Consider the following 12,725-nt stretch of genomic DNA (forward strand, 5'->3'; position numbering starts at 1 on the left):
GCCGCGCCACCCGGGGCGGCCACGCCACCCGGGGCGGCCACGCCACCCGGGGCGGCCACGCCGCCCCGGGGCGGCCGCCCCGCCCCACCCCGCCCCGAACCCGGCGCCCCTACGCCCGCGGCGCCCCCGTCGACGTCCGCACCACCAACTCCGCCGGCGCCGCGGGCAACGGCCCCGCCGACGCCCCGTCGACCTCGGCGAGCACGACCCGCGCGGCCGCCCGCCCCTGGGCCTCGGGGTCCTGCGCGACCGTCGTCAGCCCGACGACCGCGCCGTACTCGTGCCCGTCGATCCCCATCACCGAGACGTCCCCGGGGACCGACAGCCCTGCGCGGGAGGCCGCGAGCAGCACCCCGAGCGCCATCTCGTCCGATGCGCAGAACACCGCGGTCGGTCGGTCCCCCGGTGTCCGCCCGAGCAGGTGCTCCCCCGCGGCGGCCCCGCCGGCGAACGAGAACCGGCCGTCGAGCAGCCGGTCCGCACGGACGTCGAGCCCCCGCCTGCGCATGGCGTCCGCGAAGCCGTCCCGCCGCAGGTACGGCACGGCGACGTTCATGCCGTCCTCGTCCTGCCCGCCCAGGTAGGCGATCTCCCGGTGCCCGAGTTCCGCCAGGTGCGCGACCGCGGTGTCGGTCACCGCGAGGTCGTCCACCCCGACGTTCCGCAGGCCCGGCGCCGGCCCGCCGATGACGACGATGGGGTGGTCGCTGAGCTCGAGCTCGGCCCGCTCGGTCTCGTCGAGCACGAGCGACAGGAGCACGAGCCCGTCCACCCGGTGCCGGAGCATCGACCGTCGGAACGCCCGGTCGCGGTCACCGCCGGGCCCGCCGAGGTTGTAGAGCACCAGGTCGTACCCGGCCTGCCGCAGCTCGGCGTCGACCCCGCGGAGCGCCCGGACGCAGAACCACCGGTCGATCACCGGGACGACGACGCCGACCGCCCGCTGGCGTCCGGTCGCGAGCCCGGCCGCCGCCGAGCTCGGCACGTAGCCGAGCTCGTCGGCGACCCGTCGGACCTCGCCGATGGTCGCGTCCGCCACGGTCGGCAACCCGCGCAGTGCGCGGGACACCGTCGACTTCGACAGTCCGGTCCGGCTCGCGATCTCCTGGATCCCGCTGGGCATCGGTCGGGAGGCCCGTCAGCCGTCGCCGCCGTGCGTCGCGTCCGCGACGTGGCCGGTCCCGGCACCGCCGTGCGTCGCCTCCGCGACGTGGCCGGTCCCGGCACCGCCGTGCGTCGCCTCCGCGACGTGGCCGGTCCCGGCACCGCGGCGGAGCACCGTCCGCCGCCACCGGTCGAGCCCGACCACCGCGAGGACGCACACGAGCAGCACCATCGCCCACCCGAGCGCCGGGCGTCCGTTCACCTCGCAGAACACCGTCACGCCGAGGAACAGCACGCCGAACGCACCGACGAAGCCGATCGCCTCCTCGATCCGGGCGGTGGGCCGCTGCGGCCCGCGCTGTGCCACCGGCCTCAGCCCTTCACGCCGCCGGCGGTGAGGCCGGCCACGATCCGCCGCTGGAACACGAGCACCAGGACGACGAGCGGGATCGTGACGATCGTGCCCGCCGCCATCACCGCGGTGTACGGCTCCTGGTGCGGCTGCGACCCGGCGAACGACGCGATCGCGACCGTGACCGGCTGGGTGGCGTCGCTCGAGAGCTGGGACGAGATGAGGTACTCGTTCCAGGACGAGATGAACGCCAGGATCGCGGTGGTGAACACGGCGGGTGCGGCCAGCGGCAGGATGATCCGCCGGAACGCCTGCACCCGGGTGCACCCGTCGATGCGTGCCGCCTCCTCGAGGTCCCACGGCATCTCGCGGAAGAAGCTCGCGAGTGTGTAGACGGTGAGGGGCAGCACGAACGAGATGCTCGGCAGGATGAGCGCCTGGTACGTGCCCATCCAGCCGATGTCCGTGAAGAGCTGGAACAGCGGCGAGATGAGCGCGACACCGGGGAACATCGACGCGGCCAGGATCGCGCCGGCGATCACCGACTTGCCCTGGAACTCGAGCCGGGCCAGGGCGTAGGCGGCGCTCGTGCCGACGAGCAGCGCGATGACCGTCACGACGCCGCCGATGAGCAGGCTGTTCGCCAGGGCACGGCCGAGGTGGTTGCCGAGCGCGGTCGAGAACGCCGTCGTGTAGTTGTCGAGCGTGACGTGGGTCGGCCAGGGCGTCGCGTCGAAGGTGAAGCCGACGTCCCGGAAGCTCGTGACGACCATCCAGTAGAACGGCAGCAGGCACCACACCGCGATGACGACGGCCTGGATGCCGGTGCGGAGCCGCTGCCCGGTGTGCCGCTGGACGCGGACCCGGGGGCGGTCGGTCGCACGGTCGCGCGAACGCGCCGTCGACCGGGGTCGGTCTGCTGCGAGCGTCACTTGAGCTCACCCTTCTGCTGGGCGGCCTGCGTCTGCACCACGTTGGCGCCGAGGAACCGCACGAAGACGAACGCGACGACGAAGATCACCAGGAACGTGATCGTGGAGAGGGCCGACGCGGAGTTGAAGCCCTGCCGGATCTGGTCGACGACCAGGATCGACAGCGTGGTGGTCGCGTTGCCGGACCCACCGCCGCCGCCGGTGAGGATCGCGGGCAGGTCGTACATGCGCAGCGCATCGAGCACGCGGAACAGCACGGCGACCATGAGCGCGGGCTTGATGAGCGGGAGCGTGATGTTCACGAAGCGCTGCACGGTCGACGCGCCGTCCATCTTGCCGGCCTCGTAGACCTCCTCCGGGATGAGCTGCAGCCCGGCGAGGATGAGCAGCGCCATGAACGGCGTCGTCTTCCAGGTGTCCGCGATGATGATCGCCCACCGGGACGCCCACTCGCTCGAGGTCCAGAGGACCTGCTGCCCGATCACGTGGTTGAGCACGCCGTTCGCGTCGAAGATGAAGTACCAGAGCTTCGCGGTGACGGCGGTCGGGATGGCCCACGGCACGAGGATCGCGGCGCGGACGAGGGCGCGCCCCCGGAAGTTGCGGTTCATGATGATCGCCATCCACACGCCGATGACGGTCTCGAGGGCGACGGTCACGACCGTGAAGAAGAACGTGTTGCCCATCGACACCCAGAACTGGGCGCCGAGGTTGCCGGGCGGGCAGGCGGTCTCACCGCACCGCTGGCCGAGCCAGTGCACGTAGTTCGCGACGCCCGCGAAGCCGCCCTGGACGAACAGGCCGGTGGCCTTGTCGAGCCCGGCGTCGAGCTGGAACGACTGGATCACGGCGCTGACGACCGGGTAGCCGATGACGATCGCGAGGAGCGCGATCGTCGGCCCGATCAGGTACACGGCCCAGCGGCCGTGCTCGGCGTTGAGCCCGCCCTTCCGCCGCCGCGGCGGCTCGGTCCCCCGTGGGTTCGGGATCGCTGCGGGGATCTCGGTTGCTGCTGACACTTCGACGGCCTCCTTGCCGGGTGTCTGGACGCAGGTGGTGGCGGACGGGAGGCACGGTGCACGCTGGCACCGTGCCTCCCGTCCGACGCGGCGACAGCCGCGTCCCGGCGCTAGTTGCTGCCGTCGGTGGCGGTCTTCAGTGCCGACTGCATGTCCTTGACCGCTTCGTCGACGCTCTTCGATCCCTTGAGCGCGGCGTAGCTGTTGTCCTGGATCGCCTTGGTGACGGCCGGGTAGAACGGCGTCACCGGGCGCGGCTCGGCCGACTCGATCGACTTGAGCAGCGTCGGCAGGTAGGGCAGCTTGCTGGTCAGCTCCTCGTCGGTGTACAGGTCACCGACGACCGGGGCGAGCGAGCCCTGCGTCGCGAAGAACTTCTGCGTCTCGTCCGACTCCAGGAACTCGAGGAAGTCGTGCGCGGTCGCCTTGTGCTTCGAGTACACGCTGATCGCCGCGTTGTGTCCGCCGAGCGTCGAGGCACCCGTGCCGTCCTTGCCCGGGATCGGGGCGACGCCGAAGGTGTCCTTCACCGTGCTCGACCCGTCGGTCTTGGCGAGGTTGTAGACGTACGGCCAGTTGCGCAGGAACAGCAGCTTGCCGTCCTCGAACGCCTGGCGGCCCTGCTCCTCCTGGTAGGTGATCGCCTCGGCCGGGATGTTGCCGTCCTTGAACGCGTCGACGAGGTTCTGCAGGCCGGCCTTCGCGTCGCTGGTGTCGACGTCGGGCTTGCCGCTCTTGTCGAGCACCGAGCCGCCCGAGCCGTTGATCGCCTCGGAGGCGTTCACGGTCAGGCCCTCGTACTTCGCGAACTGGCCGGCGTAGCAGCCGATGCCCTTCTCCTTCGCGATCGAGCAGTCCTGCATCATCTCGGCCCAGGTGGTCGGGGGCGTCGGCACGAGGTCCTTGCGGTAGTACAGGAGTGCGCCGTCGGAGGTCTGCGGGGCGGCGTAGAGCGTGTCGTTGTACGTCGCGGTCTTCACCGTCGACGGCAGGAGCTTCGACGTGTCGATCTTCATCTTGCCGGTGAGCGGCGTGAGCCAGCCCTTCGCGGCGAACTCGGCGGTCCAGACGACGTCGACGTCGACCACGTCGTAGTTCTCGTCCTTGGCCTGGAAGTGCTGCACGAGGTCGTCGTGCTGCTGGTCGGCCTGGTCGGACTGCTCCTTGAAGGTCACCTTCTCGTCCGGGTGGGCGGCGTTCCACTTCTCGATCAGCGGGCGCACGACGTTCGAGTTGTCCTTGCCCTGCACGTACGTGATCGGTCCGCGGCTGTCCTGACCGTTCGAGGCGTCGCCCGATCCGGACGATCCGCCCGCCGAGCAGCCGGTGAGCACGAGGCCGACGGCGGCGAGCCCGGCGACGGAGGCCAGGCGCACCCTGGCGCGAGTGTTGGTCACAGCGTTGTCTCCTCATCGAGATCACCAGACGGCGCCGATCGGGGACCCGACGACGCTGCCTGGAGCAGGCCACGCTGCCTGCTGGTGGAGGAAGCTACGCCCGTCGTCGGGCGGAGCGCAACCGGTTGCATCGGATTCGTGACCGGGCCGTGACCTCCGCCCGCCGGTCGGTTTCCCCTGGTGAGCGCTCACTTCGGCCGGTCGTCCCGGTCGCGGGACCCGGTCGCCGGTCCGGTCCGCCGGTCCGGTTCGCCGGGCCCGGTCGCCGGGCCCGGTCGCGGGACCCGGTCGCCGGTCCCGCTGCGGGGGTCTGCGGGGTTCCGCACGATCCCCGCCACGGGAGCACACGGGCGTTGTCCGCGGTGCACCGTGCTCGTAGCGTCCGTGCCATGGCCCTGCTCACCCCTGTGTCCGTCCCCGGCCCGCGCCGTGTCGTCAGCGTCGACCTCGACGCTCCGCTCCCGGAGCTCGTCGCGGGTGCGGACGGTTCCTCGGCGCTCGTCGTCGGGTACCGCGACGGGCACCCGGTGACCACGCTCGAGGTCCTGCTCACCGACGACCCGGCCGACGCCGAGCGTGCCCTCGCGCCGCTCCGCGCCGTGGGCAGCCCCGTGGGTGCCGACGACGCCCCCGTCCCGGACGACCAGCTGCCGATGATCTCGATCGTGGTGTCGACCGTCGTCGCCCGCGTCGAGGACCTCGGCAAGCTGCTCGACGTGCTCGAGCACCTCGACTACCCGCGGCACGAGGTCGTCCTCGTCGACAACCGCGTGCGGCTGCCCGAGGTCGACGAGCTCCCCGGGCTGCTCGCCGGGCGGGACGTCCGACTCGTCGTCGAGCGCCGCCCCGGCTGCTCGGCCGGTCGCAACGCCGGCGTCGCGGCCGCGCGTGGCGAGGTCATCGCGTTCACCGACGACGACGTCCGGGTCGACCCGCAGTGGCTCCGGATGATCGGGTCGCGGTACGTCCGCGAGCCCGAGCTCGACGCGGTGACCGGCATGATCCTCCCGGTCGAGCTCGAGACCCCCGCGCAGATCTGGTACGAGGCGTACTACGGCGGCTTCAGCGGCGAGCGCACCTTCGAGCCCGTGACGATCGTCCCCGACGACGTCCCCGGTGCGATGCGCAACGCCCGGGTCTCCGCGGTGGCCCCCGACGGCACGGTGCGCAAGCACTTCGCGGTGTACGGCATCGGCGGGTACGGGGCCGGTGCGAACTGGTCGGTCCGGCGCTCGTCGTTCGACGCGGTCGGCGGCTTCGACAACACGCTCGGCGCCGGGGTCCCGGCCCGCGGCGGCGAGGACCTGGCGATCTTCATCGACCTGCTGTGGGGCGGCGGGCGCATCGGCTTCGAGCCGAAGGCCGTCGTGCACCACCGCCACCGTCGTGACCTCGACGGGCTGCACCACCAGCTGCACTCGAACGGCGTCGGCTTCACCGCGCTCATGTGCGCGCTCGTGGCGAAGGACCGCCGGCACCTCGTCGCGCTGGCCCGCCTGATGCCCGTCGCCGTGAAGATCAAGGGCAAGCAGCTCGTGTCCCGGCTGGCGGGGAAGCGCGACGCGGCGCCGGAGACACTCACCGAGGCGTCGACCACGCGCATCCCGCGCTCCCTGGCGTTCCACGAGTTCCGTGGCTTCCCGGCCGGGCCCGCGGCGTACCTGCGCAGCCGGCGCTTCTGGCGCGACGTCGAGCAGGGTCGCTTCCGCCCGTAGTCGGCGGGGTCGCTCGGGCCGGGACTGGTCCGCGCGGTCCGGGGCGGCGCGTGTGCGACACCCCCGCTGTCGCACGAGGGCCACGATGTCGCACGCGCGGGTACGGCCGGGCCGCGCCGCCCGCGAGCGACACCCCCGCTGTCGGACGACGACCACGATGTCGCACGCGCGGGTACGGCCCGGCCGCGCCGCCCGCGAGCGACACCTCCGCTGTCGCACGACGACCACGATGTCGCACGGCCCCGTGCCGGCCCGACCCGGACCCCGAGCCACCGCGCCCGGGCCGCGCCCCTCAGCGCCGCGCGCGAGCTCGCGACACGAGGTACCGCCACGGCCCACCGAGCGCCGCGACGAGCTCGACGCGCTGCAGCCCCGCGGCCGCGGCGCGGAAGTCGTCGTCCACCGGCCACGCCGCGATCGCCGCGACCGCCGCCGTCACCTGGTCCGCACCGGCACCACCGGCACTGCCGGAACCACCGGCACCACCGGCACCACCGGAACCACCGGCACCACCGGCACCACCGCCACGGTTCCCCTGCCCGAGCGCCCCGAGCTGCCGCAGCGCCCCGACCGCCCGCCGGAGCACCGCCACCGCGGTCCGCGGCCGGAGCACGAGCTTCGCGACCCAGGCACCGAGCCCGGTCCCGTACCCGAGCGCCTGCGCACGCAGGGCCTCGCGGTCGGAACGGTGCCGGTGCCAGACGACGGCGGACGGCTCGACGGCGAGCGCCCCGCCCGAGAACAGCACGCGGGTGAACAGGTCCGGGTCCTCCCCCGCGCGGGTCGGGGTACCGGGGCCGAGCGCGACGTCGAACCCGCCGAGGGCGAGCCCGGCGTCCCGGCGGATCGACATGTTCGCGCCGGTGCCGAACGCCCCGACCGAGAACGGGAACAGCGGCAGGTCGGCCGGCGGGCTCGCGGTGCGGAACACCCGGCGGTCGGTGTTGCGCGCCCAGGTGACGCGCTCGTCGAAGTAGCGCTGCGTCGGCGTCCGGAGCTCGCCGCTCGGCACGAGGCCGGTCACGCAGACGACGTCGGCGTCGCGGGCGTAGGCCGCGGCGAGCGCCGACGCCCAGTCGCGGTCGACGACCACGTCGTCGTCGACGAAGGCGACCACCTCGCCGGTGGCGAGGGCGAGACCGGCGTTCCGTGCGCGCGAGACGCCGGGTCGGGCCTCCAGGACGTACCGGACCCGAGGATCACCGACGGCCGCCACGACGTCGCGGGTCGCGGTCGAGCTGGGCGCGTTGTCGACGACGAGGACCTCGAGGTCGTCGTACGCCGAGGCGAGGACCGAGCGCACGCACCGGCGGACGTCCTCCGGACGGTCGCGGGTGCCGATGACGACCGACACGCGTCCGACGGGCGTGCCCGTCGGGGCGGCCGGGAGGCCCGTGGCACGCACCGCGCGCAGGGCCGGTCCCAGCTCGGCCGGGTCCAGGTCCCCGTCCGCGTCGACCGCGACGTCGACGAAGCCGGCGACCTCGAGCCCGTCTCGCACGAGGAGGCGCGCACGACGGAACCCCGCCGCGCCGGCGAGCGCGACGGCGTCGGCGGCGAGCGCCTCGGCCCGGTCGACCGCACCCACCCAGGCGGCACCCGACCAGGTCGGTCCGTCCGGCGACGGCATCGCGGGCGCGAGCGTGAGCACGCGGGTGGAGGTCGCACTGGTGTCGGTCATGGTCCGATGCTCCGATCGGCGCCGGCGGGGGTCAACGCGGCCTCCGGGTGGTTGCGGCGACGGCCGCGCGTCTTGCGGTTTGCCGCCAGTGCGCGGCGTGTCGACCAGTAGGCTCGGCGTCGATGACCCGACGACCGCGCGTCGGGCACGAGGAGGACGCATGTCGGACGCCCCCTGGACCGGGAACGAGTCCGCTGCGACCAGTGGCGGCGCCCCCTCGTCCGGACCCGAAGCCCCCGCGCTGACCGACCGCGGGGGCGACCGCTGGGCCGACCTCGCGACCGACGGGACGGTGCTCGTCCTCGACGCGTCGACGTGCGTCTGCGGCCACGCCGAGGACGCCCACGAGCACTACCGCCCCGGCACCGACTGCGCGCTCTGCGACTGCCCGAAGTTCCGCCGGGCACGCTGAGCCGGCGCCGTCCGGTCGCGCTGGTCCGGGACGACGCCCCGCACCGCGCGGGCACCACGGGAACCGCCGGTCAGACGCCCGACTGCGGGAAACCGCCGCTTCCCCGCAGTCGGTCCGGCACGGGGCTGTGGGCCACCACGGCCCCGGGTTAGCGTCCCGCCATGGCCATCTCCCCCGCGGTCCCCGCGTGCATCGTCCTCGCCCACGAGGACCCGGAGCACGTGCGTCGCCTCGTCGAGACGCTCGACCCGTTCCCGGTGTTCCTGCACGTCGACGCACGCACCCCGGAGTCGGTGCACCGCGCGATGGTCGACGGCCTGCCGGAACGCGTCCGGCTGCTGCCACGGATCCGCACCGGGTGGGCGCGTTGGGAGAACGTCGCCGCCGAGGTCGCCGGCTACCGTGCTGCCCTCGCCACCACCGACGCCACGCACGTCGCGGTCCTCACCGGCAGCGACTACTTGCTCGCACACCCGAGCGAGATCAGCGCGCACCTCGGGGCACACCGCGAGGAGTCCTTCGTCGCGTCGTTCCCGCTCCCCTACGACCGCTGGGGTCGCGACGGCGGCTTCGCCCGGCTGCGGTACCCGCACTGGGCCTGGCGGAAGCACATGCTCCGCGTCCCGCTCCCCCGTCGCCTGCCCCGAGGCGTCACCCTCACCGGCGGCTCCCAGCTCAAGGTCCTCGCCCGTCGCCACGCGGCCGCCGTGGTCGACACCGTGGACCGCCGCCCCGACCTCGTCCGGTTCTGGCGACGGAGCTGGATCGCCGACGAGACCTTCGTGCCGTCGGTCCTGCACACCCCGTCGTTGACGCCCGGCTTCGCCGAGGAGCACGTGCCGGAGTCGCTCTGGTGGATCGGCTGGGACGGTGCGGCACGCAAGAGCCCGCCGTGGCTGACGCTGCCCGACGCCGGCCGCCTGTTCGAGCGCCGCGCGACCCCGGACGCCACGACGCCGAACCTGTTCGCGCGCAAGTTCTCGACCGAGCGGAGCGGTGAGCTGCTCGACCTGATCGACGGCGCCTTCGGGTTGCGGGAGCCGCGTGCGGCACCGCACGCCGTGGCCGCTGCCGGCGCGCCGGTCGCCGGGTCCGTCGCGGCGGACGGGGCCGCCTCGTGACGCTGCCGCAGACCCGACGCGAGGCCCGCGCGGCCGAGGGACGGGTCCGCCCGTCCTCGTCCGGTCCGCTCGCCCGCGCCACGGGCGGCACGGACGACGGCCGGGAGGCGCTGGTCACCCCCGCCACGTCCGTCGCCACCGATCCCGCCGACGGCCGGGAGGCGTCGGTCACCCCCGCCACGTCGGCTGCGTCCGACGCGGCGCCCGGCACGGGCAGCAGCGCGGTCGCGAAGGGGTCGAACGCACTGTTCGGCCGCGGCCTGCTGTACGTCGTCGTGTGGTCGATGCAGCTCGTCGTGTCGTCGCTCATCTCGCCCGTGCTGGCGCACCTCATGCCGCCAGCCGAGTTCGGCCTGCTCGCCTCGGCCATCGCGCTGTTCCAGGCCTTCGTCGTGCTGTCCGTGGCCGGTCTCGACCAGGCGGCGGTCCTGCAACGTGCGGAGGACGGCGGCGACGACCGTCGTGCCCGCGGGCTGCTCGTCGTCGGCATCACGACCGCGGTGGTCGTCACCGGGACCGCCCTCGTCACGATCCCGTCGTGGGCCGACGCCGCCGGGTTCGTCGGCGCCCACCCGCTGCTCCTCGTCGCGGTCCTGTGGGTCGCCCCGGCCGCGATCGTCCAGCTCTCGCTGTCCCTGCTCGTCGCGCAGGACCGGATCCGGGTCTTCGCCGTCACGAGCCTGCTGTCCTCCGTCGGCGGTTCGATCATCGGTCTCGGCCTGCTCGTCTGGGTCAGCGCCGACGCGACCACCTACGCGTGGGGCGGCGTCGTCGCGCAGGGCGTCGCGATGGTGATCGGCATCGCGGCGACGCGGCCGCGCATCGCCGGGCTGTTCGACCGCCGCACCACCGCGCGCGCGTTCCGACTCGGGATCCCGGTCGCCCTCGGCAACCTGTCGTACTTCGTGCTCAACGCCGGGGACCGGGTCGTCGTGCAGCGGCTGCTCGGCCCGGACGAGGTCGCCCGCTACCAGATCGCCTACGTCGTCGGCTCCGCGGTGATCCTCCTCCTGACCTTCACGAACCAGGCCTGGGCACCGCACTTCGCCGCCCTCCGCGACCGCGCCGCACGCCGACGCCTCGCGGTGCACGCCCGTGACGAGCTCTACGCGATGCTCGCACCGGTGCTGCTCGCGGTGACGCTCGTGTCGCCGGTCGCCCTGCCGATCCTGGCACCGGCGTCGTACCGGGTGCAGGACCTCAGCGTCGTCGTCTTCGTCGTCGCGTTGACCGCGCTCCCGGTCGTCGCCAGTGGAGCGACCGGTCGGCTGCTCCTCGTCGAGCGCAAGGGCGTCGCCGTCGGCGTGATCGCGGCCGGCGCGGGCGTGCTGAACATCGGCGCGAACCTCGTCCTCGTGCCGCTGCTCGGCATCGTCGGGGCCGGGCTCGCGACCGTCGTCGCCTACACGCTCCTGGCGGTCGCGCAGCTGCTCGTGCTGCCGGACCGCCGCGAGTGGGTCGGTCCGCGCGCGCGGGTGGTGCTGCCGCTGGTCGGTGCACTCGCCGTCGCCGGGGCCTCCCTGCTGCTCCCCCAGGACACCCTGTGGAACGTCGTCCGCGTGGTCGGTGTCGTCGCGTGCCTGCCGTGGTTCCTCCGTCGCCTCACGACCGCACGTGGAGGTGCATCGTGACCCACCGCCCGTCCCCGTCCCCGGCGCGCTCCGCCTCCCCGGGCTCGTCCCCGGCGGCCTCCGCCGCCCCGGGTCCGTCCCCGGCGGCACCGGGACGGGCGCTGCGCATCGGCGGGCTCGTCAGCGGGCTCGCGCTCACCGGCGGCCTCGAACGGTGTGTGCTCGAGGACGCCCGTGCGCTCGTCGCCGCGGGCCACACGGTCGAGCTCTGGCACCGCGACAGCACCGCGGCCCGCGCCGGTGAGGGCCGCGCGGCCTACGACGGCCTCGGGGTCCGGCTCCTGGAGGCGACCGACCCGCGCTTCGGCATCAGGACGGCGCTGCGCGACGCGCTGCGCTTCGCCCGCGAGGGGCTCCGGCTCCGTCGCGCCGGGTACGACGTGCTGTGGCTGAACCGGCCCGAGTACCTGCCCTACGGCCGTGTCGTGTCCGCCGTGTCCGGGATCCCCCTCGCGGTGCACCTGCACCACGCCCCGAACTACCGACGGCTCGGTCCGATCGCCGGCGGCCGGTCGCGGTTCCTCGCGGTCTCGCACGCGATGGCGCGGGCGTGGGCCGCCGCCGGGACGCCCGTCGACAAGATCACGGTGGTCCCGAACGGCGTCGACACCGACGCCTTCCCACCCGCGACCACCGAGCAGGCGGCTGACGCCCGACGCACGCTCGGCATCGACACCGACCGTCCCGTCGTCCTGTACTACGGGCGGCTCAGCCGGTCGAAGGGTGTCGTGGCACTGCTCGAAGCCTGGCAGCTCGTGCTCGCCGACGCCGCACGGCGGTCGGCGGCGGCCCCGGTCGCGGTGGCCGCGAGCTCCGGTCCGGCGGCGCACGACGCCGCCGTCCCCGCGTCGTCGGTGCCCCTGCTCGTCCTCACCGGGGCGCTCTACCCCGAGGAGCGCGGTCCGGTCGGCCGCGCCGTCGACGCCCTGCCCGCGGGCAGCGTGCTCGTCCTCCCCGAGCGGGACGACGTCCTGCCGCTCCTGCACGCAGCCGACCTCGTCGTCGCGCCGTCGATCGAGCCCGAGGGGTTCGGCCGCACGGTCGTCGAGGCGATGTCCGCCGGCGTCCCCGCGGTCGCCGCGGCATCCGGTGGCACGGCGGAGGTCCTCGCCGACGAGTGGGAGCGGTTCACGGTCGACCCGACCGACACGGCCGCCCTCGCCCGGACCGTCACCGCGGCCCTCGACGAGGCCACCACCGACCCGACCCTGCCGGCACGGTGCCGGGCGTGGGTCCGGGAACGGTACGACCGGGCGCCGCACGAGCGCGCACTGCTCGACGCCCTCGTGACGCACGCGCGCTGAGGCGCACGGCCGAGTCGCGGCTCGGCCGCCGACGGCTCGGCCGCCGACGGCTCGGCC

At 74.1% G+C, this 12,725-nt stretch carries 11 protein-coding genes; 5 read left to right on the forward strand and 6 right to left on the reverse strand.

Annotated features, from left to right (window positions below; genetic code table 11):
* Nucleotides 1–109 precede the first annotated feature (109 nt).
* The 5 genes from QOL16_RS10560 to QOL16_RS10580 form a co-directional block, all read right to left on the reverse strand.
* The gene (locus tag QOL16_RS10560) at nucleotides 110–1,123 is read right to left on the reverse strand and encodes a LacI family DNA-binding transcriptional regulator (RefSeq protein WP_071285155.1); all 1,014 of its coding nucleotides are present in this window, start codon (nucleotides 1,121–1,123) and stop codon (nucleotides 110–112) included.
* 15 nt (nucleotides 1,124–1,138) lie between these two features.
* Entirely contained in the window at nucleotides 1,139–1,471 is a 333-nt protein-coding gene (locus tag QOL16_RS10565) for a hypothetical protein (RefSeq protein ID WP_305410822.1), read from the reverse strand.
* Nucleotides 1,472–1,476: 5 nt separating this feature from the next.
* On the reverse strand, nucleotides 1,477–2,388 hold the full coding sequence (locus QOL16_RS10570; protein ID WP_071248907.1) for a carbohydrate ABC transporter permease: 912 nt from the start codon (nucleotides 2,386–2,388) through the stop codon (nucleotides 1,477–1,479).
* Nucleotides 2,385–3,407 (reverse strand): carbohydrate ABC transporter permease, encoded by a 1,023-nt coding sequence (locus QOL16_RS10575; protein WP_065964336.1) that lies wholly within the window; start codon nucleotides 3,405–3,407, stop codon nucleotides 2,385–2,387. The genes QOL16_RS10570 and QOL16_RS10575 overlap by 4 nt, the downstream gene beginning before the upstream one ends.
* 110 nt (nucleotides 3,408–3,517) lie before the next feature.
* Nucleotides 3,518–4,804 carry an ABC transporter substrate-binding protein gene (locus QOL16_RS10580; RefSeq protein ID WP_370692521.1) on the reverse strand — a complete coding sequence of 429 codons (1,287 nt, stop codon included), beginning with the start codon at nucleotides 4,802–4,804 and terminating at the stop codon, nucleotides 3,518–3,520.
* 389 nt (nucleotides 4,805–5,193) lie between these two features.
* On the opposite strand from QOL16_RS10580, the gene QOL16_RS10585 reads away from it, so the two are divergent.
* Entirely contained in the window at nucleotides 5,194–6,519 is a 1,326-nt protein-coding gene (locus QOL16_RS10585; protein WP_065964333.1) for a glycosyltransferase, read from the forward strand.
* A 292-nt stretch (nucleotides 6,520–6,811) separates the two neighbouring features.
* Here QOL16_RS10585 and QOL16_RS10590 read toward each other — a convergent pair whose 3' ends face one another.
* Nucleotides 6,812–8,200 carry a glycosyltransferase family 2 protein gene (locus QOL16_RS10590; RefSeq protein WP_071285158.1) on the reverse strand — a complete coding sequence of 463 codons (1,389 nt, stop codon included), beginning with the start codon at nucleotides 8,198–8,200 and terminating at the stop codon, nucleotides 6,812–6,814.
* Nucleotides 8,201–8,360: 160 nt separating this feature from the next.
* Between QOL16_RS10590 and QOL16_RS10595 the strand changes: the two genes are divergently transcribed.
* From QOL16_RS10595 to QOL16_RS10610, 4 genes are all read left to right on the forward strand, one after another.
* On the forward strand, nucleotides 8,361–8,612 hold the full coding sequence (locus QOL16_RS10595; RefSeq protein ID WP_065964328.1) for a hypothetical protein: 252 nt from the start codon (nucleotides 8,361–8,363) through the stop codon (nucleotides 8,610–8,612).
* Nucleotides 8,613–8,773: 161 nt separating this feature from the next.
* Nucleotides 8,774–9,733: a beta-1,6-N-acetylglucosaminyltransferase gene (locus tag QOL16_RS10600; RefSeq protein ID WP_071285159.1), complete on the forward strand. Its 960-nt coding sequence runs from the start codon at nucleotides 8,774–8,776 to the stop codon at nucleotides 9,731–9,733.
* The gene (locus QOL16_RS10605) at nucleotides 9,730–11,364 is read left to right on the forward strand and encodes a lipopolysaccharide biosynthesis protein (RefSeq protein ID WP_083395135.1); all 1,635 of its coding nucleotides are present in this window, start codon (nucleotides 9,730–9,732) and stop codon (nucleotides 11,362–11,364) included. The genes QOL16_RS10600 and QOL16_RS10605 overlap by 4 nt, the downstream gene beginning before the upstream one ends.
* Nucleotides 11,361–12,668: a glycosyltransferase family 4 protein gene (locus tag QOL16_RS10610; protein WP_071285160.1), complete on the forward strand. Its 1,308-nt coding sequence runs from the start codon at nucleotides 11,361–11,363 to the stop codon at nucleotides 12,666–12,668. The genes QOL16_RS10605 and QOL16_RS10610 overlap by 4 nt, the downstream gene beginning before the upstream one ends.
* Nucleotides 12,669–12,725: the final 57 nt, after the last annotated feature.

This window comes from Curtobacterium sp. MCBA15_004 (assembly GCF_001865055.2).
Classification (GTDB): Bacteria; Actinomycetota; Actinomycetes; order Actinomycetales; family Microbacteriaceae; genus Curtobacterium.